At 50.9% G+C, this 23,894-nt stretch carries 26 protein-coding genes; 12 read left to right on the top strand and 14 right to left on the bottom strand.

Translation table 11 applies throughout. The annotated features are described in order from the left end of the window. The 4 genes from HLG76_RS01840 to rfaD are packed head-to-tail and all read right to left on the bottom strand — an operon-like array spanning position 1 to position 3,789. On the bottom strand, positions 1-780 hold the full coding sequence (locus HLG76_RS01840; protein ID WP_077461512.1) for a glycosyltransferase family 2 protein: 780 nt from the start codon (positions 778-780) through the stop codon (positions 1-3). Next, the gene (gene waaF, locus HLG76_RS01835) at positions 777-1,814 is read right to left on the bottom strand and encodes a lipopolysaccharide heptosyltransferase II (protein WP_077461513.1); all 1,038 of its coding nucleotides are present in this window, start codon (positions 1,812-1,814) and stop codon (positions 777-779) included. The genes HLG76_RS01840 and waaF overlap by 4 nt, the downstream gene beginning before the upstream one ends. Continuing rightward, complete coding sequence (gene lpxM, locus HLG76_RS01830; protein WP_175992970.1) at positions 1,811-2,791, bottom strand: lauroyl-Kdo(2)-lipid IV(A) myristoyltransferase; 981 nt, start codon at positions 2,789-2,791, stop codon at positions 1,811-1,813. The genes waaF and lpxM overlap by 4 nt, the downstream gene beginning before the upstream one ends. A gap of 53 nt (positions 2,792-2,844) precedes the next feature. Beyond that, entirely contained in the window at positions 2,845-3,789 is a 945-nt protein-coding gene (gene rfaD, locus HLG76_RS01825; RefSeq protein ID WP_175992969.1) for an ADP-glyceromanno-heptose 6-epimerase, read from the bottom strand. Positions 3,790-3,891: 102 nt separating this feature from the next. Between rfaD and HLG76_RS01820 the strand changes: the two genes are divergently transcribed. The 3 genes from HLG76_RS01820 (at position 3,892) to tdh (ending at position 6,999) form a co-directional block, all read left to right on the top strand. Continuing rightward, positions 3,892-4,560: a TetR/AcrR family transcriptional regulator gene (locus HLG76_RS01820; protein WP_077461515.1), complete on the top strand. Its 669-nt coding sequence runs from the start codon at positions 3,892-3,894 to the stop codon at positions 4,558-4,560. 194 nt (positions 4,561-4,754) lie between these two features. After that, positions 4,755-5,951, top strand: coding sequence for a glycine C-acetyltransferase (locus HLG76_RS01815; RefSeq protein ID WP_077461516.1), 1,197 nt, complete (start codon positions 4,755-4,757; stop codon positions 5,949-5,951). A gap of 19 nt (positions 5,952-5,970) precedes the next feature. Then, complete coding sequence (tdh, locus tag HLG76_RS01810) at positions 5,971-6,999, top strand: L-threonine 3-dehydrogenase (protein ID WP_025744220.1); 1,029 nt, start codon at positions 5,971-5,973, stop codon at positions 6,997-6,999. 93 nt (positions 7,000-7,092) lie between these two features. Here tdh and HLG76_RS01805 read toward each other — a convergent pair whose 3' ends face one another. Together HLG76_RS01805 and gpmM are read right to left on the bottom strand one after the other, a co-directional pair. After that, positions 7,093-8,139 (bottom strand): murein hydrolase activator EnvC, encoded by a 1,047-nt coding sequence (locus tag HLG76_RS01805; RefSeq protein ID WP_368656333.1) that lies wholly within the window; start codon positions 8,137-8,139, stop codon positions 7,093-7,095. A gap of 94 nt (positions 8,140-8,233) precedes the next feature. Then, positions 8,234-9,772, bottom strand: coding sequence for a 2,3-bisphosphoglycerate-independent phosphoglycerate mutase (gene gpmM, locus HLG76_RS01800; RefSeq protein ID WP_077646515.1), 1,539 nt, complete (start codon positions 9,770-9,772; stop codon positions 8,234-8,236). A 482-nt stretch (positions 9,773-10,254) separates the two neighbouring features. Here gpmM and HLG76_RS01795 point away from each other — a divergent pair, with 482 nt between their 5' ends. From HLG76_RS01795 to cysE, 4 genes are all read left to right on the top strand, one after another. Continuing rightward, positions 10,255-10,716, top strand: coding sequence for a rhodanese-like domain-containing protein (locus HLG76_RS01795; protein ID WP_025744223.1), 462 nt, complete (start codon positions 10,255-10,257; stop codon positions 10,714-10,716). A 95-nt stretch (positions 10,717-10,811) separates the two neighbouring features. Continuing rightward, positions 10,812-11,294, top strand: coding sequence for a protein-export chaperone SecB (gene secB, locus HLG76_RS01790; protein ID WP_025744224.1), 483 nt, complete (start codon positions 10,812-10,814; stop codon positions 11,292-11,294). Between the two features lie 9 nt (positions 11,295-11,303). After that, positions 11,304-12,323: an NAD(P)H-dependent glycerol-3-phosphate dehydrogenase gene (gpsA, locus tag HLG76_RS01785; RefSeq protein ID WP_025744225.1), complete on the top strand. Its 1,020-nt coding sequence runs from the start codon at positions 11,304-11,306 to the stop codon at positions 12,321-12,323. A gap of 118 nt (positions 12,324-12,441) precedes the next feature. Beyond that, a complete protein-coding gene (gene cysE / locus HLG76_RS01780) occupies positions 12,442-13,275 on the top strand; it encodes a serine O-acetyltransferase (protein ID WP_236719494.1) in 834 nt (277 codons plus the stop codon). Positions 13,276-13,365: 90 nt separating this feature from the next. Here the strand turns inward: cysE and pfkA are convergent, their stop codons facing one another. From pfkA to HLG76_RS01765, 3 genes are all read right to left on the bottom strand, one after another. After that, positions 13,366-14,328 carry a 6-phosphofructokinase gene (gene pfkA / locus HLG76_RS01775; RefSeq protein WP_025744227.1) on the bottom strand — a complete coding sequence of 321 codons (963 nt, stop codon included), beginning with the start codon at positions 14,326-14,328 and terminating at the stop codon, positions 13,366-13,368. Between the two features lie 154 nt (positions 14,329-14,482). Continuing rightward, on the bottom strand, positions 14,483-15,424 hold the full coding sequence (gene fieF, locus HLG76_RS01770) for a CDF family cation-efflux transporter FieF (RefSeq protein WP_025744228.1): 942 nt from the start codon (positions 15,422-15,424) through the stop codon (positions 14,483-14,485). A 75-nt stretch (positions 15,425-15,499) separates the two neighbouring features. After that, positions 15,500-15,964: a Spy/CpxP family protein refolding chaperone gene (locus HLG76_RS01765; RefSeq protein ID WP_025744229.1), complete on the bottom strand. Its 465-nt coding sequence runs from the start codon at positions 15,962-15,964 to the stop codon at positions 15,500-15,502. 161 nt (positions 15,965-16,125) lie between these two features. Between HLG76_RS01765 and HLG76_RS01760 the strand changes: the two genes are divergently transcribed. The 3 genes from HLG76_RS01760 to trmL all read left to right on the top strand — a co-directional run bounded on the left by HLG76_RS01760 (position 16,126) and on the right by trmL (position 18,727). Next, positions 16,126-16,821 (top strand): response regulator, encoded by a 696-nt coding sequence (locus HLG76_RS01760; protein ID WP_025744230.1) that lies wholly within the window; start codon positions 16,126-16,128, stop codon positions 16,819-16,821. Continuing rightward, the gene (locus HLG76_RS01755) at positions 16,809-18,203 is read left to right on the top strand and encodes an ATP-binding protein (RefSeq protein ID WP_077676542.1); all 1,395 of its coding nucleotides are present in this window, start codon (positions 16,809-16,811) and stop codon (positions 18,201-18,203) included. Before HLG76_RS01760 ends, HLG76_RS01755 begins: the two co-directional genes overlap by 13 nt. 62 nt (positions 18,204-18,265) lie before the next feature. Continuing rightward, the gene (gene trmL / locus HLG76_RS01750; RefSeq protein WP_077461525.1) at positions 18,266-18,727 is read left to right on the top strand and encodes a tRNA (uridine(34)/cytosine(34)/5-carboxymethylaminomethyluridine(34)-2'-O)-methyltransferase TrmL; all 462 of its coding nucleotides are present in this window, start codon (positions 18,266-18,268) and stop codon (positions 18,725-18,727) included. A gap of 93 nt (positions 18,728-18,820) precedes the next feature. Here the strand turns inward: trmL and tpiA are convergent, their stop codons facing one another. Beyond that, positions 18,821-19,588, bottom strand: coding sequence for a triose-phosphate isomerase (gene tpiA / locus HLG76_RS01745; protein ID WP_025744232.1), 768 nt, complete (start codon positions 19,586-19,588; stop codon positions 18,821-18,823). Between the two features lie 190 nt (positions 19,589-19,778). Here tpiA and HLG76_RS01740 point away from each other — a divergent pair, with 190 nt between their 5' ends. Next, positions 19,779-20,213 carry a 5-carboxymethyl-2-hydroxymuconate Delta-isomerase gene (locus HLG76_RS01740; protein ID WP_241833864.1) on the top strand — a complete coding sequence of 145 codons (435 nt, stop codon included), beginning with the start codon at positions 19,779-19,781 and terminating at the stop codon, positions 20,211-20,213. Between the two features lie 14 nt (positions 20,214-20,227). Here HLG76_RS01740 and HLG76_RS01735 read toward each other — a convergent pair whose 3' ends face one another. From HLG76_RS01735 to glpX, 4 genes are all read right to left on the bottom strand, one after another. Beyond that, positions 20,228-20,575: a DUF3135 domain-containing protein gene (locus tag HLG76_RS01735; RefSeq protein ID WP_025744234.1), complete on the bottom strand. Its 348-nt coding sequence runs from the start codon at positions 20,573-20,575 to the stop codon at positions 20,228-20,230. A 236-nt stretch (positions 20,576-20,811) separates the two neighbouring features. After that, the gene (locus tag HLG76_RS01730; protein ID WP_025744235.1) at positions 20,812-21,555 is read right to left on the bottom strand and encodes a ferredoxin--NADP reductase; all 744 of its coding nucleotides are present in this window, start codon (positions 21,553-21,555) and stop codon (positions 20,812-20,814) included. Positions 21,556-21,564: 9 nt separating this feature from the next. Then, positions 21,565-22,185 (bottom strand): metalloregulator ArsR/SmtB family transcription factor, encoded by a 621-nt coding sequence (locus HLG76_RS01725; protein ID WP_077461527.1) that lies wholly within the window; start codon positions 22,183-22,185, stop codon positions 21,565-21,567. A 134-nt stretch (positions 22,186-22,319) separates the two neighbouring features. Beyond that, positions 22,320-23,327 carry a class II fructose-bisphosphatase gene (glpX, locus tag HLG76_RS01720; protein WP_025744237.1) on the bottom strand — a complete coding sequence of 336 codons (1,008 nt, stop codon included), beginning with the start codon at positions 23,325-23,327 and terminating at the stop codon, positions 22,320-22,322. Between the two features lie 288 nt (positions 23,328-23,615). Between glpX and zapB the strand changes: the two genes are divergently transcribed. After that, complete coding sequence (gene zapB, locus HLG76_RS01715; RefSeq protein ID WP_025744238.1) at positions 23,616-23,858, top strand: cell division protein ZapB; 243 nt, start codon at positions 23,616-23,618, stop codon at positions 23,856-23,858. Positions 23,859-23,894 lie beyond the last annotated feature (36 nt).

The following is a 23,894-nucleotide window of genomic DNA, read 5'->3' as shown; positions in this document are numbered from 1 at the left end:
TTAACGTTGTTTTTTGACATAGTCTCTTAGCCATAAGTCGGCATAACGCGTAAAAACGACGTTGGCGCTGAGAAGTGCGAGGATAAAGCCATGTCGACCATCTAAAAATCCTTTTTTCAAGAAATACATCTTAATAAATCTAAAAAGAGCATGCCCTAAAGCTTTGGAGACACTTGAGCTCTTCTTGCCCTCGCGCTGATCGCTCCATAATTTTATATATTGGTTGGTTTTAGCGGTATATTCATAGAGGTAATTAAACGTGTTATGCAGTAGAACACCATTTAAATAAATTTTCTTATGTGTATTAGGAACAACAACATGTTCATGCACGAGAGAGTCAGAATAATGAGTTTCTGATGTTTTATAAAGTCGGCAAATCCAATCTGGGTGCCAACCAGAGTGCTTGATTTCTTTCCCAAAGGCGTTAGAAAGCCTATTTATGTAATAAACACAGTTAGGTTGGTGGTCATTGATAACGCCTAAGATGTTTTTCTTTAATTCAGGTGTGACTCTTTCATCTGCGTCTAGCCAAAACACAAAGTCACTTTCTACATATGATTGAGCGCGCTGGCGTTGTTTTCCAAACCCCCGCCAGTCTGAAGCTACGTAGACTTTATCCGTATACTGTTTAGCTATTTCAGTTGTGTTATCTGAGCTTCCCGCGTCCAGTACAACGATTTCATCCACCCAATTGCATACAGACTGCAAACATAGATCAATGTTATGCGCTTCGTTTTTAACGATAAGTGCAACGGCAACGGTTGTATTCCCTTCACTCATGACGCTTTATCCATTTTTATTAAAGAAATAACGCGGCTAGGGTCCAAATCCTTTAAACACTTCAAATGCCCAAGTGGACATTCGCGTTGAAAGCAGGGGCGACATTCAATATCTGTATGCACAATGTCGACCTTACTGGTTAAAGGCGGCGTGTAATCGGGGGACGTTGAGCCATAAATGGCAATGACCTGGCAGTTGACCGCCGCGGCGATGTGCATCAAGCCGGAGTCATTACTGACGACGGTTTGGCAAGCGCCTAATAGATCAACAGCCTCAATTAAATTGGTTTTACCCGCTAACACATGAATATTCGGTGCGTTGTCGGCAAGGGCGGCAATTTTTTCACAGGTGTCGATATCTTTGGCTGAGCCAAACAGCCAAACTTGAAACCCCTTAGCATGCATCTGGCGAGCGACCTCGGCATAGTGTTGCTCAGGCCACTTTTTGGCTGGGCCGAACTCGGCACCCGGGCAAAGACCCACGATGGGTCTATCTTGGTTTAAGCCTAGCTTAGTGATCACAGCCGCTTGTGCGTCAGGATCAATGGTTAATTCAGGTTTTGGTAGGCCTTCAAGGCCGCCGAGTGAGACCGAACTTTGCATCGTGGCGCGTGGGTGTGCCAGGGCAACATAGCGCTCAACCATATATTGAAACGCTTTTTTATTGGGACGCAGGTCGTTGAGCAAACCATAACGCATTTCACCTTTCCAACCGGTACGTGTTGGGATCCCAGCAAACCAAGGGATCAGCGCCGATTTGGCGGAATTAGGCAATACATAGGCATGGTCATAGCCATGTTTTGCTAAGCGTTTACCTAATTGGTAGCGCTTACCGAGTGCAAATTCTCCATGGCCCAATGGCATGTCGATACTGCGATTAACTTCTGGCATACGCGCCAAAATAGGGGCGCACCATCCAGGCGCCATCACGTCAATGGTGGCGTCAGGGTGTTGTTGTTTGATGGCTTTATACAGTGATTGCGACATCACCATATCGCCGACCCAAGACGGGCCAATGACGAGTACTCGTGTCATGATGCCCGTTTCCTTTTTGCCTCTTGGTAGATATTGCGGCCGTCTTCGCGTGTGCGGAGCAGCTGTAGGATCCACATGTATTGATCGTATTGACCCTCGAGCATGGTTTCGATGTGTTGGTTCATCATGTGGGCGTCCGTTTTGCTATCACCGGTTGGAAACTCGCTAAATGCTGGATGGATGGTAATGACAAACCGGCCGGTTTTGGCATCAAAGCCAGATAGCACAGGCACGATATGCGAACGCGTGACTTTGCTCAACTTGCCGAGACTTGGCAATGTCGCCTTGGTTGTTGAGAAAAAAGGAACAAACTCACTGCTCTCATCACGCATATCTTCATCGGGCAGGTAATAGCCCAAGAAGCCTCGTTTAACCGCACGAATAAAAGGTTTAATCCCTGCTTCTCGTTCGTAGCAGTTACCACCATATTGTACTCGTTGGCGGTGCATCAGCCAGTCGAGGAGACCGTTTTTTTGTCGTTTTGAGAAGGCAGCGACAGGTAAGCCCTGTGAGGCAAATAAAATCGCCGCCGCATCAATCGCCCAGGTATGGGGGACAAGCAAGATCACCGGCTCACCATGATCGGTGTGGCGGGTAATATGCTCCATGCCAATGACATCACAGTGCTGTTGAAACCACTGACGACCACGTAACGTAATCAGTGGAAAACTGAGTAAAAACGCTCCTGCGGTTGTTAGCGTCTCGACCAAGATCGCTTCGCGTGCTTGCTTTGATTGCTCTGGAAAGCAGGCTTCAAGGTTGAGCCATGCATTCAAAATCGTGCCTTTTTTCTTTTTCACCAGTTTGCGTGCCACCCATTGGGCAAAGCGATACTTTGCTCGCGCAGGCACCAACAAACAGATTGGCAAGGCAGCCAATAACATCAGCCAGGTGCCCCAATATTTCGGTGCGAGGAAGGCACGCGAAAATTCGGGGTTATAGGCATTTGGATCGTAATCGGGTCGCTGTTTTGTCATTATTCGATTTTCTCATACGCCAAGCGTCACGGCTTGGCGTAAACATCATTATATTAGCGATTGATTTCAGCCAGATAGGCGGCAACACCTTCAGCCACAGTCTTAAAGGAAGCGGTATATCCGGCTTCACGAACCTTGGTCAAATCGGCCTGCGTGTAAGCTTGATAGCGGCCTTTTAAGTGATCGGGGAACGGCACCTCTTCAATTTTCCCTTGACCGTGAAACGCGATGACGGCGTTGGCGACGGCGCTAAACGGTTCGGCACGGCCAGTACCACAGTTAAAAATGCCGGAGATTTGTTGCTGCCAGAACCAGATATTCATTTGACACACGTCGCCAACATAGACGAAATCACGCTTAAAGGTGTCACTGCCTTCAAACAGCTTCGGGTTTTCACCGTTTAAGATTTGCTGGTTCAGGTGGTAAGCAACGGACGCCATGCTGCCTTTGTGCTGCTCACGAGGGCCGTAAACGTTGAAGTAACGAAAACCGGTGATCGGTGGCAGTGTTTCACCGTGAGCCTTGGCATCGTCTTGCACGCGACGGACATAATTATCAAACTGCTGCTTCGAGTAGCCGTAAACATTCAGCGCGCCTTCATACTCTGGCGCTTCAATGAAGTCTCTGTCGCGGCCGCCATAAGTAGCCGCTGACGAGGCGTATAAAAACGGAATGTCACGGTCAATGCAGTAATGCAATAGCTCTTTAGAATATTCATAGTTATTGAGCATCATGTACTTGCCGTCCCACTCGGTGGTCGCTGAGCAAGCACCTTGGTGGAAAATCGCTTCGATAGGCCCGAAGTTCTCACCGGCCATGATTTGGGTAAGAAAGTCTTCCTTATCCATGTAATCAGCAATATCCAAATCAACCAGGTTAACGAATTTGGTGCCGTCTTTAAGGTTATCGACGACAACGATGTCACGATAGCCTTGCTCGTTAAGTGCTTTTACTAAGTTGCTACCGATCATGCCGGCACCACCAGTCACAAAAATCATATCGTTACCTAATTCATCGTTGCAGGCGACAGACGCCGTCGCCATTATTGTTGACTGTGATAGTATGGTTACGCATCAACCGGGCAGAGGACTGAACCATACATGAAAACCCAAGACCGAATTATCCATGCTGCACTGGCTTTATTCAATCAACACGGTGAGCCAAATATTACCACGAATCATATTGCGGCTGATCTTGGGATAAGCCCGGGAAACCTTTATTACCACTTTCGTAATAAAGAGGCGATTATACACAGCATTTTTGATCAATACGCGCAAGATCTCGCCCTTGCTTTTGATCCTAGTCAGCCTCAAGAAGATACCCAAGCGCTGTTGCAACATTATCTCGATGCAACGTTCAGTTTGATGTGGCGCTACCGCTTTTTTTACGCCAATCTGCCCGATATTCTGCGTCGCGATGAAGCGCTACAGCATAAGTACCTCGATGCACAACAACAGCTTCAAACCAACCTGATGACTATTTTGCAGCATTACAGCCATGCGGGGTGGTTGAATCTGAGTGAGAGTGGGTTGGCTGCCGTGGGCGAAACCTTGAAGCAGGTCGCGTCAAGCTGGATTTTCTACCAAAGTGCGCAAGCGCCACAAACACATATTCATGCCGGTGTGATCTACAAAGGCGTTTTACAGATGTTGGCGTTGCTACATCCGCTGACTTCCTCGCAAGGGCAAACCGCTATCGCTGCATTAATGGACCACTATCAGCAGCAATTGGTTCGCCAAGATATACGCGCACTGGATACCTTAAACTAACCGGTCCAACGTCGTTTATTGTGTTTTGCGCGATATTCCGCCAGCCTAAGGCGGAATACACGATATGAATCACTGTCTCGTGCGGGTTATTGGCACAACCCTAATGAACGTGCCATGATAGCAGCCAATCATTCGCCGTACAGAAACTGTGCGGCGGCCTTCCAAAAGTAATCATCACCAGCATGGAGATTGCGATGACGGCTGCCTTCTATCAGCAAATGCGTCATCAGCTTGAGCAAGTAAAAGCTGATGGCTTGTACAAAAGTGAACGCCTTATTACTTCCCCGCAATCGGCCAGTGTGGCCGTTAATCATGAGCAACAAGTGCTCAATTTCTGCGCGAATAACTATCTAGGGTTAGCCAATCATCCTGCTTTGGTTGAGGCTGCCAAAGCAGGGATGGATGAGCACGGCTTTGGCATGGCGTCAGTGCGCTTTATCTGTGGCACGCAAGACGCCCATAAAACCCTTGAGGCCAAGCTATCTGACTTTTTGGGCATGGAAGATACGATTTTGTATTCGTCATGCTTTGATGCGAATACCGGCTTATTTGAAACTATCCTGGGGCCTGATGATGCCATTGTCTCAGATGCGTTGAACCATGCTTCGATCATTGATGGGGTGCGCTTGTGTAAAGCGAAGCGGTTCCGTTACGCCAACAACGATATGGACGAGCTGGAAGCCCAACTTAAAGCCGCGAAAGCAGCCAATGTGGCGAATATCTTGATTGTCACCGACGGTGTTTTCTCGATGGATGGCGTGGTCGCTAACTTGCCCGCGGTGTGCGATCTGGCTGAGCAGTATGGCGCGCTGGTGATGGTGGATGACTCCCATGCTGTGGGCTTTATGGGCGATCATGGCCGTGGTACCCACGAATACCACCAAGTCATGGACCGCGTTGATATCATCACTGGGACCTTGGGTAAAGCCATGGGGGGAGCCTCGGGTGGCTATACATCGGGTAAAAAAGAAGTGATCGATTGGTTGCGTCAACGTTCACGCCCTTATCTGTTCTCGAATTCACTGGCACCGGCGATTGTGTCGGCCTCTATTCGCGTGCTCGATATGCTGGCGGAAAGTGACCATTTGCGCGCACAGCTATGGGATAACAGCGCACATTTCCGAGCTCGTATGACTGAGGCAGGTTTCACGCTAGCAGGCGCGGATCATGCCATTATTCCGGTGATGCTGGGAGATGCCAAAGTCGCGAGTGAGTTTGCCGAACGTATGATGCAAGAAGGCGTCTATGTAGTGGGCTTCTCTTATCCGGTGGTGCCGAAAGGGCAAGCACGTATTCGCACTCAAATGTCAGCCGCACACACGCGTGAGCAACTGGACCGCGCGATTGATGCTTTCATCAAAGTCGGTAAAGAAATGCAACTGATTGGGTAATCGTATGACACAAACAAGCATGAAAGCCCTGGCGAAGCTAAAAGCCGAGCCCGGTATTTGGATGACGGAGGCGGCGCTGCCTGAGCTTGGGCATAACGATCTACTGATCAAAATCCGCAAAACCGCCATCTGCGGTACCGACGTTCATATTTACAAGTGGGATGAGTGGTCGCAAAACACCATTCCGGTTCCCATGGTAGTCGGTCACGAATATGTAGGTGAAGTGGTTGGGATTGGACAAGAAGTCAAAGGCTTCGCCATCGGTGATCGCGTCTCCGGAGAAGGCCACATTACTTGTGGTCACTGCCGCAATTGCCGCGGCGGACGCACCCACCTTTGCCGGAATACCGAAGGGGTCGGGGTCAATCGTCCTGGCGCATTTGCGGAATATTTAGTGATCCCAGCGTTTAATGCCTTCAAAATTCCAGCGGAAATTTCGGACGATTTAGCCTCGATCTTTGACCCATTTGGCAATGCGGTGCACACCGCGTTATCGTTTGATCTGGTCGGCGAAGACGTGCTAATCACAGGTGCCGGCCCGATTGGTATTATGGCTGCGGCGGTTGCGCGTCATGTGGGCGCAAGACATGTGGTGATCACTGATGTGAATGAGTACCGCCTACAACTTGCTCGGGATATGGGAGTGACTCGGGCGGTAAACGTCGCCGAGACCTCGATAGAATCGGTGATGGCTGAGCTTGGAATGACGGAAGGCTTTGACGTTGGCATGGAAATGTCGGGCGTCCCTGCCGCTTTTAATAGCATGTTGTCGGCCATGAACCATGGCGGCAATATTGCCTTGCTCGGGATCCCACCGAGCGATATGGGCATTGATTGGAACCAAGTGATCTTTAAAGGCTTGGTGATCAAAGGCATCTATGGTCGCGAAATGTTTGAGACTTGGTACAAGATGGCCTCCTTGATTCAATCAGGGTTGGATTTAACCCCCATCATTACCCATCATTACCACGTGGATGACTTTCAAGAAGGCTTTGAGATGATGTGCTCAGGGCAGTCTGGTAAGGTGATCCTCGACTGGCAGGGCTAATGTAAGAGGCCTATAACGCCATATGACCGGGTGATTGAAGGCTCACCAGGCGCTTGGCAATATTGACAGCGCTCACCCATGGGGTGGGCGTTTTTAATCCAACCAAGGAACTGGGTTAGTGGTATTGCCTTTACGACGAATCTCGAAATATAGCGATGGTGTTGATTGTCCGCCACTGTCGCCAACTAAGGCAATCGGTTCGCCGGCGGTCACTGTGTCGCCGACGTCTTTGAGTAATGCTTGATTATAGCCGTACAAGCTCATATCCCCCTTGCCATGATCGACGGCAATCAATAGCCCGTAGCCACGTAGCCAACTGGATAGCACCACTTTTCCTGCATGCGTCGCTTTCACTTCCGTGCCACGCTTGGCATCAATCACGATGCCATTCCAAGTCACCTCACCGGATTGGCGCTCGCCAAAGCGGTGCAGGAGTTTGCCTTGGGCGGGCCAAGTGAGTTTTCCTTTGGCGTCACTAATGCCTGCCATATTGACCTGCGCGCGTCGTGCCGCCTCGGCGATTTGTTCTTGCAAGCGCTGCTTATTAGTTTTGAGCTCGGCTAAATATGCGCTGTCACTGGCAATCTTGGCGCGAATTTGTTTCGCCGTTTGGCTTTGTGCGTTTTGCTCAGTCTCAAGCTCACGCTTTTTATCGGTTAACTCTGCCACGAGCTGCGTTTGCTTATCCCGCTGCTGTTTGAGCTGGTGAGCGGTGAGCTGATAATCGGTACGGGTAGCGGCGAGTGACTCAATCGTTTGCTGCATTGTGCCTGCAACGATTTCGGCATAGCGCGTTAACCGGTCAAGGGTGGCTGGCGATTCTTGGCTGAGCAGTCGTTTGAGTTGATCGTGTTTGCCTTGACGATATTGCGCATCGATAAGCTCGCCCAGTTGGGCTTGTTGGGCGATCATTTCCTGCTTTAATCGTGCTTGTTGTTGCGTCAGCTGGGTAATGTCGGTATCTGTTTCTTGCAGGCTAGCTTGCGCTTGGCGGATGCGCCTGGACAAGGTGTCAATCCGTTTAGATTGCGCTTTTAAGTCGCGCTGAAGTGTATTGAGTTTTTTATTGTGCGCGGCCAGCTGTGATTGTTGGCGGGCAATCTCATCGCTCACGCCCTCAAGTTGTGAGTTAGCGTGCACAGACCCTGTGAATAGACACAGAAAAACGCCAGTGCATAATGCACTGGCGCGGAGGGTTTGACCGAGGCGTGTTCGTTTCTCCCGCATAGGGAGATTATTTCAGATCGAACAGAGGCTTGCCAGTCATCTCTTCAGGAATCGGCATATCGGACAATGCCAACATGGTCGGTGCCAGATCAGACAGCTTACCGCCTTCTTTCAAGGTCACTGGTTTGCTACCGACATACATCAGTGGGACTGGCAAGTTGGTGTGTGCGGTATATGCACCGCCCGTTTCCTCGTTAACCATCATTTCAGCGTTACCGTGGTCGGCGGTGATCAGCATTTGACCGTCCACTTCTTTAATCGCTTCTAGCACGCGACCGATACAGCCATCGACAGCTTCACACGCTTGGACAGCAGCCTCGTAGACGCCCGTATGACCGACCATATCACCGTTCGGGTAGTTACAGATGATCATATCGAACTTTCCGGACTTAATCGCATCAACCAGTTTATCCGTTAGCTCTTCAGAGCTCATTTCGGGTTGTAGATCGTACGTGGCCACTTTGGGTGACGCCACCAAAGAGCGCTCTTCGCCTTCAAATACGGTTTCCATACCACCGTTGAAGAAGAAAGTGACGTGCGCGTATTTCTCAGTTTCTGAAATACGTAGCTGGGTTTTACCGGTTTTCGATAGCCACTCACCCAAGGTGTTTGACAGGCTTGTCGGTGGGAAAGCCACCGTCGTATCGATATCGGCTGCGTATTCGGTCAGCATGACAAAGTCGGACAATTCGGCATACTTCTTACGCGCAAACCCATCAAACTCAGGCATAAAGGCACGAGTCATTTCGCGCGCCCGGTCGGCACGGAAGTTCATGAAAATGACTGCGTCGCCGTCGTTGATGGTCGCTTTGTTGTCACCCTCACGGAAGATTTCTGTTGGGGCGACAAACTCGTCATTTTCTTCACGCGCATACGCCGCTTCGAGGCCTTCAACCGCGCTCGTTGCGCTATGCTCGCCTTGCGCCAAGGTCAACAAATCGTAAGCTCGCTCTACACGATCCCAGTTGTTGTCGCGGTCCATCGCGTAGTAGCGACCCACCAGTGAGGCCGTACGTCCTTTGCCTAGCTTGGCAAAAAGGGCGTCAAAACGCTCAAGTGAGGCTTTTGCGCTACGTGGTGGCGTATCACGACCATCCAAGAAGGCGTGCAGATAGATTTGATCCGCACCACGCTCAGCGGCCAACTCAACCATGGCAGCAATGTGGTCTTCATGGCTATGAACGCCACCTGGTGACATCAGACCCATGATATGAACGGCTTTGCCTTTATCCACGGCTTTATCGACCGCGGCAGTGAGTGCGGGGGTCTGGTTAAAGTCGCCATCGGCGATGGATTTGGTGATACGGGTGAGCTCTTGATACACCACGCGGCCAGCACCGATATTCACGTGACCGACTTCTGAGTTACCCATTTGCCCATCAGGCAGGCCAACGTCAAAACCGGATGCTGAAATCAAGGTGCTATTGTCGGCCATCAGGCTGTCGATAACCGGCGTGTTAGCATTGGTGATGGCATTATCGCTTTGTGGGTCACGATAGCCCCAGCCATCGAGAATCACCAGTGCAAGTGGTTTTTTCGCAGACATATTACGTCCTCTTAATTCAAGCTAAAGACTGACATTGGATGCCACTGACATTGGATGTCATGGAGCAGCCACTGAGGCTTGATGCCAGATTTGAGGCTAGCATCAGGCCTCAGTGGTGCAGTGTGCGTAATTTTACAACATTTTACGCAAGGATACGTAGGCTAAGATCAATTATTCCAGCTGATAAGTTAACCAGCAAGGGTTGCATGGCTTGCCTTCTACCCTTGACTCCCCTCATTATGGCGAAGATTGTCGGTATACGCGAATGGCTTGACTCGATGTCTGCGATTGATGAAACCTTCTTTCTTTTTAACATATTGAGGGGAGCGAAAATTTATCATTCGATCACCGTGAGTGAGCAAGCGCGCGATTTCGTCTTGGCAGGCTGTAAAACCCTGACGAGCAGGTTATACTCGACACCATTTTCACCCCTTGATGGACTCTCGCCTCGCGGGACAAACAAGCAGTATAGAGCAAAGGTTATGCAGGAATATATCGATTTTGTCTCCAACAACATGATTCTGACACTGGTCTGGGTTGGCTTAGCTGCCACCTTGTTGATGTCGCTGATCAAACAGAAAACCGCCGCTTACAAAGTGGTGGCTCCGAACGATGCCGCGATCCTGAACAACCGTGAAAATGGGGTGTTTGTGGATATTCGCAGTCATGACGAGTTTCGTGCGGGCCATATCACGGGCGCAATCAATGTATTGCCCAGTGAAATTAAATCGCACTCATTTGGCGAACTTGAAAAACATAAAACTGACCCCATCATCGTAGTATGCAAGACCGGTCAAACCGCGGCTGACAGTGCGAATCAACTCGCCAAAGCGGGTTTTGAGTCTGTGTATGTGCTCAAAGATGGCTTGACCTCGTGGAACGATGCCAAAATGCCACTGGTCCGCGCCAAAAGCGGTAAAGGCAAAAGCAAAAAGAAAAAGTGATCCCTCACTCAAATCTCGAGCGACTGCATGACGCAGTGGCTCGCATTTTTAATGTGCCCGGCACATAAGCAACTAGTTAGAAAGGACGAACCACCATGGCTGAAGCAGAAAACAACCAACAAGCCGAGCAAAACTTTGCTATCCAACGCGTTTTTCTTAAAGACGTGTCTTTTGAGGCGCCAAATTCACCTGACGTTTTTCAGCAAGACTGGGCACCTGACGTTAACTTAGATTTAGACACGCAAAGCCGCGAGCTGGGTGAAGGCATTTACGAGGTTGTTCTGCGTCTAACCGTGACCGTGAAAAACCAAGAGAGCAGTGCGTTCTTGTGCGAAGTACAACAAGGCGGCATCTTCTCGGTTACCGGCATGGATGCGCCGCAATTAGCGCATTGCCTCGGCGCTTTTTGCCCGAATATTCTGTTCCCTTACGCGCGTGAGACGATTTCTAGCTTGGTCGTTAAAGGGACGTTCCCACAGCTTAACCTTGCACCGGTAAACTTTGATGCCTTGTTCATGAACTACCTGCAACAGCAGGCGGACGCGAAATCTGGCGAAGAAGAAGACGCGCAAGCCTAAGGGGTCATTATGACAGATCTTGCTCCCACTCAAGACGCCGCGATTGTTGTATTGGGCGCTGGCTCGTACGGCACTGCCTTAGCGATCTCACTGGCGAGAAATGGTGCCAACGTTGTGTTATGGGGGCACGATCCACGTCATCTTGCGCAGCTGGAAATTGACCGTGCTAACCAGGCTTTTTTACCAGGCGTCGCCTTTCCAGACTCGCTGGTGCTTTGTGCCGATTTGTCCGTGGCGGTGAATGCCAGTCGTGATTTATTGGTGGTGGTGCCCAGCCACGTCTTTGGTCAAGTGCTCGGCCAAATCCGGCCCTACTTACGCGCGGATTCTCGCGTTTGCTGGGCCACAAAAGGGCTAGAACCGGAAACCGGACGCCTGTTGCAAGAAGTCGCGCGTGAACAACTGGGTGATTCGCGCTCGCTGGCGGTACTCTCGGGTCCCACTTTCGCTAAAGAGCTGGCGGCTGGTATGCCGACGGCGATTTCTGTTTCCTCGCCTGACCCCGAGTTTGTGCGTGATTTGCAAGAGACGATTCATTGCCAGCAGAGTTTCCGCGTTTACGGCAATCATGATTTTATCGGCATGCAATTAGGTGGCGCGGTAAAAAACGTGATTGCGATTGGGGCTGGGATTTCTGATGGTATCGGGTTTGGCGCCAATGCGCGCACGGCTCTGATTACGCGTGGCTTGGCGGAAATGACGCGCTTGGGTGAAGCGCTAGGCGCATCGCGAGAGACCTTTATGGGCATGGCCGGTTTAGGTGATCTGGTTTTAACCTGCACCGATAATCAATCGCGTAATCGCCGCTTTGGGCTGGCGCTTGGCCAAGGTGAAGGCGTGCAAGCGGCGCAGGATAATATCGGTCAAGTGGTTGAGGGCTTTCGCAATACCAAAGAGGTGTGGGCCCTGGCGCAGCGCGCTGGGGTTGAAATGCCGATTGTGGAGCAAATTTATCAAGTTTTATATCAGGGTAAATTGGCGCATCACGCTGCTCGAGACTTGCTGGCCCGTGATAAAAAATCCGAATAACGGCAACGTGTATCAGCATATAAATAGGCGCGCGGGGTGAGAACCGCGCGTTTTTTTATACACTGGCACGGTAGGGGAACGTCCCAGTTGCCGGTGATTTTTGATAAGGATGAAGGCAGTGAATCAGGCTAAAAAAGAATGCCAACAGAACCGTGTGTGGCAAGCGGTAAAAACAGAAGCACGCGAACACTCAGAGCGCGAGCCCATGTTGGCCAGCTTTTACCATGCCACAATTATCAAGCACGATAATCTCGCCAGTGCCCTGAGCTATATTTTGGCCAATAAATTGTCGACGCCGTCGATGCCGTCGATGGCGGTGCGAGAAGTGATTGAAGAAGTGTATGCCAATGATGCGTCGGTGGCTGAATCGGCTGCCTGCGATATTTGTGCCACGGTAGAGCGGGATCCTGCGGTGGAACTGTACTCCACGCCCTTACTGTACCTAAAAGGATTTCATGCCTTGCAAGGCTTCCGTGTGGCAAATTGGCTGTGGCACCAAGGTCGCAAAGAGTTAGCGACGTACCTACAAAACCAAATTTCAGTGACTAGTCAGGTGGATGTTCATCCGGCGGCCACTATCGGACGTGGGATCATGTTTGACCACGCCACGGGGATCGTGATCGGTGAGACGGCGGTGATCGAAGATAATGTTTCTATCTTGCAAGATGTTACTCTCGGCGGGACCGGAAAAGAAGGCGGTGATCGCCATCCGAAAATTCGGACCGGTGTGATGATCGGCGCCGGTGCGAAAATCCTTGGCAATATCGATATTGGCGAGGGCGCGAAAATTGGATCATGCTCTGTGGTGCTCAACCCTGTACCGCCGCACACCACGGTGGCGGGCGTGCCGGCTAAAATCGTTGGGCGCCCGAGTTCACACATGCCCTCACTGGATATGGATCAAGAGTTTAACGGCTCACACAAAACGTTTATCTCTGGGGACGGCATATAACTGCTTTGACGCCAATCCACAAAAAAAACGGAACCGCACGGTTCCGTTTTTTGATCGCCATGCGCTAATCAGCGCAATATCGCGAGCGGCTTAGAACAGTTTTTCTGCCACTTCGTAAAGATCATCACGGAATGGGCGCTTCATGTTTTCAATGGCATCAATGATGTCATGGTGAACCATTTTGTCATTTTGAATCCCGACACAGCGTCCGCCTTCGCCGTTTTGGAGCAGGTCGACCGCATAGGCACCCATGCGCGAAGCAAGGATACGGTCAAATGCGCCTGGCTGACCGCCACGCTGAATGTGGCCCAAAATGGTCGCACGTGTTTCGCGGCCAGTTTCGGTTTCGATGAACTTCGCCAGTTCATTAGCATCGGTCATTAGCTCTGTAATCGCGATGATCGCGTGCTTTTTACCCTTATAAATGCCTTCTTTCACTTTGGCAAGCAGCTTGTCTTTATCAAGACCAATTTCCGGTGTGATGATGTATTCACAGCCGCCAGCGATCGACGCCATTAAGGTCAAGTCACCACAGTGGCGCCCCATGACTTCGACAATAGAGATCCGCTGATGCGACGAGGAGGTGTCACGCAAACGGTCGATAGCGTCGATCACTGTGTTCATCGCGGTCATATAGCCAATGGTATAATCGGTACCGGCGACGTCGTTATCAATGGTGCCTGGCAGGCCAATACAAGGATAGCCCATCTCAGTCAGTTTTTTCGCGCCCATGAACGACCCGTCACCACCGATAACCACCAGCGCATCAATGCCGTGCATTTTTAGATTTTGAATGGCTTGCTCACGTACTTTTTCGTCAGCAAACTCGGGGAAGCGAGCTGAACCTAAAAAGGTTCCGCCGCGGTTAATCACGTCAGATACGCTTGTTCGGTTTAGGCGTTCGATACGGTTTTGATGCAAGCCAAGAAACCCGTCATAAATACCGTAAACTTCTAATCCTTCGCTCAATGCGCTGCGAACCACACCGCGAATCGCTGCGTTCATACCTGGCGCATCACCGCCACTGGTCAAAACACCAATTTTTCTAACCATGGTTACCCTCTGACTGTTCGTCACTTATTTCGTGCCGATTGCGGAAATGGCAACCTGCTTGCCCCAGTGAACCCGCAATGACGCTTGCTTAAACTGTAATTTTCCTACTTCTGTAATAGTATTACAATTACTGTAGAAAAAAAGTTGATACATGTCAGCCCGATGAGCTTTTGTTCAGCCTCTCATCAAGGCTTTTGTTTTCCTTGCCACCACCTGTTTCCCTTGCCACCACCGATTTTGGATCTTGATGAATCATGACATCCGCACCGGGAAAGGCGACCAGTAGCCTATCTTCTACGGCATCTGCAAGGGTATGTGCATCCACTAAGGGTAGCTCGTCATCAAGCTCTATGTGTAGTTGGATAAATTTTGTCATACCGGCTTGGCGCGTACGCAGTTGGTGAATACCATGAACGCCGACGACAGAACTGGAAAGTACCGCGATTTTCTCTTGCTCTTCAAGCGGTAACTGCCGATCAAGCAGTGATTGGACCGCCTCGTACGCCATTTTGACAGCTTGAGATAGGATAAAAACACTGATGCCGATGGCAAACCAAGCGTCAGCTTGCGTCCAGCCGTACCAACTCAATGCCAAGGCGACGATGATCGCAATATTCATTAATAAATCGGATTGATAGTGAAGTGCATCGGCAGCAATGGCTGGGCTGGCCGTTTTGCGAATCACCCATTTTTGGAATAAGACTAACCCTAGCGTAATCACGGTGGCACCGGCACTGACAGCAACGCCAAGCTCTGGCGATGCAATCGGCACTGGCTTGAACAAACGTTCAAGGCCACTGAGGAGCAAAAAGGAGGCCGATCCGACGATAAAGGTTGATTGGGCGAGTGCGGCGAGGGATTCGGCTTTGCCGTGGCCGAAACTATGCTCACTATCAGCAGGTTGAACGGCGTACCGCACCACAATTAAATTGGTCAACGAGGCCAGTAGATCGAGCAGTGAATCGACAAATGAGGCCAGCACACTGACCGATCCTGTTAGCCACCATGCAATCAATTTGGCCAGAAGTAAGGTGGTCGCTACCGCGGTGGCTGCCCACGCGGCGGCCTCGACCCAGAAAGCATACTGTTTTTTCATAAAAAAGGGCTGTGTAGTGAAACGCAACCCTTAGTATATAGACTGTTGACCCGATGCGTATGACACGACGCAGATTTATCGTGAACAATTGCCTCGACGATCATGGTGGCCTTGGCCGCGCTTGCCTTTTTCTTTATCCCAACCGCCGTGTCGGCGTTGGTCATGCATCTTATCTAAGAAGATTTCTTGTTGCTCTGGCGTCAACACTTGCATCATGGCATGCATGTGGCGAGCGCGCTCGATCCCTTGGCCGTGCATTTGTCGGCCATGTTGTGGCATGGCATTAAATAGCTCGGTGGCCGCCGCTTCATCAAATTCTGGTTGAGTTAGCAGTGCCCCCATTTTCTGCCGGAATCCGTCACGCGCCTGGAGACGTTGATCGCGGTAAGTGTCGCGAAGGGTGTCGAGTTGTGATTGTTGTGCTTCCGTTAAGTCAAGATCCTGCCAGATCCCGCGGTTGGTGTCGTTACCGAACTGCGGTGCAGCAAGGGTGGGAATCGCAATGAGCGCGGCGGCTAAGCCAAGGGTTAAACGTTTCATCCTGTCTCTCCATCATTGAGTAGGTACACGTTTAGATTAACCCTTGGGATGTAAAGTCACGTTATGCGATGTAAAGATGGGTAAAGTCATGCCTGTGCCGATGTCGCTATGATAAAAAGATTGTATTCAGCGTTACTGAATTGAGGAGAGGGTCACGGGCGATGCAGCAGGTTCTAATTATTGACGATGACACCGAATTGACCGCACTGCTTGGTGAGTTGCTGTCATTGGAAGGGTTTTCGGTTCGCTGCGCGGACAATGGACAAATGGGCTTAGCAATGGCGAGTGAGTTACCGCCAGATATTATTTTGCTCGATGTCATGATGCCGGTCTTAAATGGTATGGAAACGTTACGGCAACTCCGCGCCACGTCACATGTTGCGATTTTGATGTTGACCGCACGAGGTGAAGAAGTAGACCGCGTGATGGGCTTAGAGCTTGGGGCGGATGATTACCTGGCCAAACCGTTTAGTGATCGAGAGCTTCTAGCAAGAATGCGGGCGATTTTACGACGCACTCGCTTACCGGACCCCGATCCGCCGACCCAAGCGCAAGAGCCTGTTTTAGCCCATGACGATGTGTGCGTTTACCCGCATCGGTTGGAAACAGTATGCCAAGGCGAGACGGTCGATCTGACCGGCATGGAGACAGAAATGTTGGCGTGCTTGCTGGCGCACCCGGGTGAAGTGGTAAGTAAAGCCCACTTGAGTGAGCAGGTGTTAGGTAAGCGTTTGATGCCCTTTGACCGTGCCGTGGATGTGCACATTTCCAATTTGCGCAAAAAGTTACCTGAGCGTGCTGATGCTAAACCAAGAATCAAAACGCTGCGAGGAAAGGGGTATTTATGGGTCGACTAGCCAGCGTGCGCCAAACCCTGTCGCGTGTTCCTTTTTTCTCCAGTTTGTATGGTCGGGTTTTCGTGATTTTTTGGCTCACATTATTACTGGTATTAGCGGCGGTCATTTGGGCCCAGCGTGGCGATCCGCGATCGCTGCACCCAGTGCCGGCCGCGGAGCAAGCACGTATTGCTGCTCAAATAAATCAGTTAGTGAACATCGCGACGACACGCGACATACCGATAGCCACGCTCGTTGCCAGACATAATCAGCGTCGTGGTCATCGCCACAGTCGGGCAGCGAACACCCTTTACTGGGTCCCTAAATCGGCCCGGATTGACGATTTACCGACCGAGTTACGTCGCTTTATGGCTCAAACCAATGAGACAGAGCAGCCGATGCAACGCTTGGTGCGTCGCGCCATGCTCGCCGGTCCTTTTTCTGTGAGTACGGATAACGCGCAAGGCAATCTTTATCATGCCCGTCGTTGGCAGCCTCGTCTTCCTTTCGTGTTGAAAATACTGGAAACGCCGCAGCATTTGTTGCTGGTCACTATGTTGGTCAGTACCCCCCTGTTGCTTTGGTTGGCCTATACACTGACGGGTCCGGCGCGGCGGTTTGAGGCGGCAAGTCGTCGTGTCGCCAACGGCGATTTAGTGCCGGATCCTGCGTTAGAGTGCGGCCCGAGAGAATTCAGTGAGGCTGGGAAGGGATTTAATCATATGGTTACGGCGCTCAATCAAATGGTGACCGGGCAACAGCAACTGGTGTCGGATATTTCTCATGAGTTACGGTCACCGCTGACGCGCTTACAAATGGCACGCGCCTTGGCGGAGCGTGAATTAGGACACAGTGATAGCTTGGCCAGGATTGAGCGGGAAGCGGGGCAGCTTGAAGCCTTAATTGCGGAGCTGCTTACGTTGTCAAAACTGCAAGCGCAAGGGCAGCTTGAGCGCGCGTCAGTTAGTGCGGATGTGTTGTGGCAGTCGGTGGTGGACGATGCGAGTTTCGAAGCGAATCAACAAGGCAAATCGATCACGATAACGCCATGGCCGTCGGTCACATTGAGTGTTAATTCGCGCCTAGCTTGTAGCGCGTTGGAAAACGTACTAAGAAACGCGATCCGTTATGCGCACCTAGGTATCGATATCACCACATTCATTGATGATACCATGCTGGTCATTCAGGTTGCCGATGATGGTCCGGGAGTGCCAGAGAGCATGTTGACCGATATCTTTCGGCCTTTTTATCGTGTCTCTGCCGCCCGAGAGCGGCAATCTGGCGGCTCTGGGCTAGGGCTTGCGATCACCGCGCAAGCGGTACAACAGCATGGCGGGCAGGTCCTGGCTCACAATCGACCGCAAGGCGGGTTGGTCGTTACACTTCGCTGGCCGGTGCATTAATATTGCGCTGGTTTCCCGCGGTTGCGACAATAACGGCTTATTTCTCACTGTGGTAACTGACCATGTTTGACATTGCGCTTTATGAGCCAGAAATTGCGCCTAATACGGGCAATATTATTCGATTATGTGCTAACTGTGGCGCTAACTTGCACTTGATTGAGCCGTTAGGCTTCGATTTGGAAGAGAAGAAGGTACGCCGTGCGGGGTTGGATTATCATGACTTGGCGCGGGTGACGCGACATGCGAATTATGCCGCCTTCATTGATGCCATGGCGGGACGTCGGATCTTTGCTTGTACAACCAAAGCGACGCAATATCATACTCAGGCAACATTTGCGCCTGGCGACGTGCTGTTGTTTGGCCCTGAAACACGGGGGCTACCGCAGGATCTTATTCAGGCACTGCCGGACACGCAGCGTTTGCGTATCCCGATGCAGCCAGATGCACGCAGCCTCAACTTATCCAATGCAGTGGCAATTATTGGCTACGAAGCCTGGCGCCAGTTAGGTTTTGAAGGCGCATAGCGAACAGACTGACAGACAAAAAACGCCCCCTACCAATAGGGGGCGTTTTTATTCGCGAGCGCGTTGCTATTGGCTATTTAACCGCACAACGAATTACGCTTTTTTCGCTTCACCGGCGGCTTTCGCGATTGCAGCAAAGCCTGCAGCGTCAAGCGCGGCACCGCCAACCAAGGCGCCGTCGATATCCGGCATCGCGAACAGCTCTGCGGCATTTCCAGCTTTGACCGAACCGCCGTACTGGATGACCACTTTGCTTGCGACGTCTTCGCTGTAAGACGCAATGTGCTTACGGATAGCTGCATGAATGTCTTGCGCTTGCTGAGCGGTTGCCGCTTTACCGGTGCCGATTGCCCAGATTGGCTCATAAGCAATGATCGCACCGTTTAGCGCTTCAACGCCTTGAGATTGGATCACAGCGTCAAGCTGGCGAGAACAGACCGCCAGAGTTTCGCCCGCTTCGTTTTGTGCGTCAGACTCACCGATACAAAGTACTGGCGTGAGGCCATTTTCTTTCAAGAAAGCGAATTTTTTCGCCACAAACTCGTCAGATTCTTGGTGATATTCACGACGCTCTGAGTGGCCGATAATAATATGGGTTGCACCAAAATCTTTCAGCATGTCGGCAGAGATATCACCGGTGAATGCACCGCTGTTGTTGGTATCAACGTTTTGCGCACCCAACTTAATGGCGCTGTCAGCCAGCAGTTGTTCGGCTTGTGCCAGATACATCACCGGTGGTGCGACGGCAACGTCAACGCTTTCAACGTCTTTGAGTTCAGCATTAAGGCCGTTAAGCAGTTCAGTGACCATGGCTTTGCTGCCATTGAGTTTCCAGTTACCCATTACCAATGGACGGCGCATAGGAGTTCCTCCGCGGTTTAGTTGATTTGAAGTCAAAAGATGTAAAGAAGGTAGTCTATTGTAGCGCGGCCTTCTCTGTTTAAAATCATAGAATGGCGAGAATGTCCTCGTTTTTACCCGTTTTGCGCGCAAAAGGGAACCTTCAAGTAGTAAAATTTCATCATTATTGCGCCAATGGGGCGGCCAAAGTGTGACAGAGGTGCTCGTGATGGCGTCTATCTTGCGGCATGATGCAGGTTTGTGTTTTCAACGGAGTGAAACGATGCCTCATTTGGTGATGGAATACACCGACGCGTTAGCAGAGCGCGTGAACATTGATCAGCTGGTGGATGATCTGCACCAAGCGGCGATCGCGACCGATTGTTTTGACCCTGACGCGCTCAAATCTCGCGCCGTTCCATGCGCCGTTTGGCGTGTCGGCGCGCAAGCCGATCGCGGTGAGTTTGTGCATGTCGAGTTTCGCTTACTGGCTGGACGCAGTGATCAACAAAAACAGCAAATCAGTGACGCATTAACCGGGCCGCTGCGTGACCATGCAGGCCATGTCACCAGCCTAACGGTGGAAGTTCGTGACATGGATACCACCAGTTATCGCAAGTGGGTCGGACCCAATCATGCACTATGAGTGGCTCAATCGGTTTATCTCGATTGCGTTGGCGGTGTGGGGGCGTTGGCTGTTTGTCCCACTTTAAATTCCATGATGTCCGCTTGGTGGCTGCGCAAGGCGTCTGGGTTGGTAAACGCAGTCGAAAAGCGCGAATACTGACGAGTCAGTGCTTGGAAGAGCATCATGTTGACGTGTAATGGATTTTTACCATGATCAATCATGCGATTAATATGGCTTAACATGGCATGGAGCTGCGGCTGAGTGGCGTGGGACGCATTGGCGATCACCTCTTCGCTCATCTTAAGCCGTAATGTTTCTAATGCACGAGGGTCGGTCTGGGCCAACGCCGCTAACTCATCAAAAGAAGGAAGGGTCTTCATCGCATACTCCTTACGCGTCGTCGGCGCGTGGCCGTGTTACCAAAGCGTTAAAGTAACTATGAGTCGGGGTTTGCCAGGGATCAAACTTGCGCTGTCTGGCTAAGCTGGCGCCGTGGATAGAGAGATGGACGACGTGTTGAGTAATCAATTGAATCAACGTCGTTTTTCTGGGATTATTTTTGTGGATAAAAATGCCCCGCTTTACCGTATGCGTATCAGCAAAGCAGGGGGAGGAATTACCAGTAATGCTCAGTGGTCACATTCCCGGGCTTGCGGCGTAAGTTTTTACTGAGGCCTTTTCCTTCCAGCAGTGTTTTCACTTCTTTTACCATGGCTGGGTTGCCACATAACATCACCTGGCTGTGCTCGGAGGTCAGAGGCAGACCAACCACGCGTTCGAGCAATCCGTCTTCGAGAGCGTGTGTTACCCGACCTGATAAGGCGCCAGCTATAGGTTCGCGACTAACAAAAGGCTGAACCACCAGTTGGTCAGGGTATTTTTCTGCCAGTGCGTTAATGCGTGCTTGATAGGTTAAATCGGCAGCAAAACGTACCGCATGGACCAATATAATTTTGCGAAAACGTGACCAGACATCGCCTTGCTCCATCAGCGAAATATAAGGGCCGATGGCTGTCCCCGTGGCAAACATCCAGAGGTGTTGACCTTGTGGTACTTCATCTAGAGTAAAGTAGCCGGCTGGATCTTGGGTAATCATCACGTTATCACCCGGCTCGAGCGCGTGAAGGCGTGGTGACATCAGGCCGTCAGCCACACGTGTCGCATACACTTCTAAGTATTTACTTTGTGGAGGATTCACAAACGAATAGGCGCGCTGGATCAGTTTGCCATCGATCTCCATCCCTAGCTTTGTGAATTGGCCTGCCGTAAATGGCGCGACAGGGGCGGATAACACCAGGCTGAAGAGATCCTTCGTCCAATGTTGGTTCTCCACGACATCAGCCTTGATCCAAGTGGCCATATTACCTCCTCACGTTTTATCTCCAATGCGATAGGTGCAGCGATGCTGTCCTGAAACAATGTGTTCTTCACGTTCCACCCGATAGCGGTCGCCCAGTAAGTGTCGAAATAACTGGATTTCTGAGCGACATAGCGCAGGACAGGTTTTCGCTGCTTGACAGATAGGGCAGTGATGTTCAATCAACATATAGTCAGCGCCGTCTCGATGGAGCTCGGCCATATACCCCTCGCTCTCTCTAAGATACGCCAAGGTTTGCAATTTAGCCTCTAAATTATCGCAATCTTTGAGCGCATCTTGGTATTGGGCGAAGGTGGCCGCTTCACGTTGGGCGATCACTTTTGCGACCCCTTGGTCGCCAAAAACCTCTTGCACCGAATCGATCAAGGTGACGGATAAATCATGATGACTATCCGCAAACCGTCGGTGTCCGGTGGCGGTTAAAGACCAGTGGCGTGTAGGCCGGCCAACTTTGGCGCGGATATCTTCAAAATCCACCAAGCCATCACGCTCAAGGCTTTGTAAATGCTGACGCACGCCCATGGTGGTCATATTCAGGTTATCCGCTAAGACTTTTGCACTGACACGGCCTTCGCGCTTTATGGTGTCTAAAATGCGGTCAGTGGATTTCATCGTCCGGACCTCGATTACCCCAATTGCAAATGTGCGAACGCATACTCACAATTAAATAAAGTAAAGTATTTATAAAAGGGTAATCGAAATCAATGGATTTGACCAGTCAGAGGCTACACTCATCAATGTGAAGATTATAAGATGTGCGGTTTGATCGCTTCATCTTTGCGGCTTAAATAGTGGGTGGAGCGAATACGGCGAATGGTCCGACATTGGCCACGTACCACCAGGGTTTCTGTCGTGGCTAGATCGCCCTGTCGGCTGATCCCATCAAGTAGGTCGCCTTTGGTGATGCCGGTTGCGGCGAAGACAACATTATCGCTACTGGCCATCTGTGACAGCGTGAGGACTTGGCGGGCTTGAATCCCCATTTGTTGACACCGGGCCAGTTCTTGCTCTCCGTAAACACGGTTTTCTGGGGTGTCACCTTTCACATCGTGTCGAGGGAGCAAACGGCCTTGCATGTCCCCGCCTAGTGCACGGATCACGGCCGCAGAGACGACCCCCTCTGGCGCTCCGCCGATCCCAACCATGACATCCACTTCACTTTCTGGCATGCAGGTTAGAATAGAAGCAGCTACATCACCATCTGGAAAGGCGAATACTCGGATCCCTTGCGCTTGCATACTGGCAATAATGGCATCATGACGAGGTTTTGCTAAGGTGGCAACGACGAGGGTGTCGAGGGTTTTTCCGAGCGCAATGGCGACATTCTTGAGGTTTTCAAGCAGGGACTTATTGAGGTCAATCACACCTTTAGCGCCAGGCCCCACCACTAATTTTTCCATGTACATATCTGGCGCTTTTAAAAAGCTGCCCTTTTCTCCAGCGGCCAGCACTGCCAAAGCATTGGCCTGACCCATTGCTGTCATGCGTGTGCCTTCAATCGGATCAACGGCAATATCAACCGCTTCACCGCCCAAGCCGACTTGCTCGCCAATATATAGCATGGGGGCATCGTCGATTTCCCCTTCACCGATGACGACTTCACCGTCAATCTCGGTCAGATTTAGCAAGGTACGCATTACCTCAACCGCTGCGCCATCGGCTGCGTTTTTGTCCCCTCTTCCCAACCACTTATAACCCGCGAGAGCGGCGCCTTCGGTGACGCGAGAAAAAGCCAATGCGAGATCACGTTTCATGAGTACTCCGGAATGTCAGCCACATTAAGACAGGCGTTAGCCTAATTTGCGCGCAGTTTACCAGAAATAGAAAACGTTTGCGTGACGAGTGCGGCGGTGATTTTTATCTTCGCCGTGCGATAGTTGGCGAAGTCGCTGCATTTTTGCGCACTTGTCCATGCATAGGTAGTGAGAATAGTGGCAGTCTGACACCACCTGAGTACAATAAAGTCGGGGTGCACACCTGTTGCACGGGTTACTGCCGGATAAGCAGTAACGGGATCAATCGTCAGAAATAAGGTGGCCTTGATGTCATTGGAAGTATTAGAACAACTCGAAGCTAAAGTACAAATGGCGGTGGATACGATTTCGCTGCTACAAATGGAAATCGAAGAGCTCAAAGAAAAGAACGGGTCGCTGGAGCAAGATGCAGTGGCTGAAAAAGAAAGCCGTGAGCAATTAGCGCAAGAAAACGCCAAGTTAAAAGAAGAGCAAGAAGCTTGGCAGAATCGTATCCGCAGCTTACTCGGTAAGATCGAGAGCGTTGAATAAACCAAAAACAGAGCCGATGGGCTCTGTTTTTTATCG

The sequence above is a fragment of the Salinivibrio sp. EAGSL genome (assembly GCF_013366455.1).
In the GTDB taxonomy this organism is placed as follows: Bacteria; Pseudomonadota; Gammaproteobacteria; order Enterobacterales; family Vibrionaceae; genus Salinivibrio; species Salinivibrio costicola.
The sequence above is the reverse complement of the archived record's forward strand: the minus strand, read 5'-3'. Positions and strand labels throughout refer to the sequence as shown.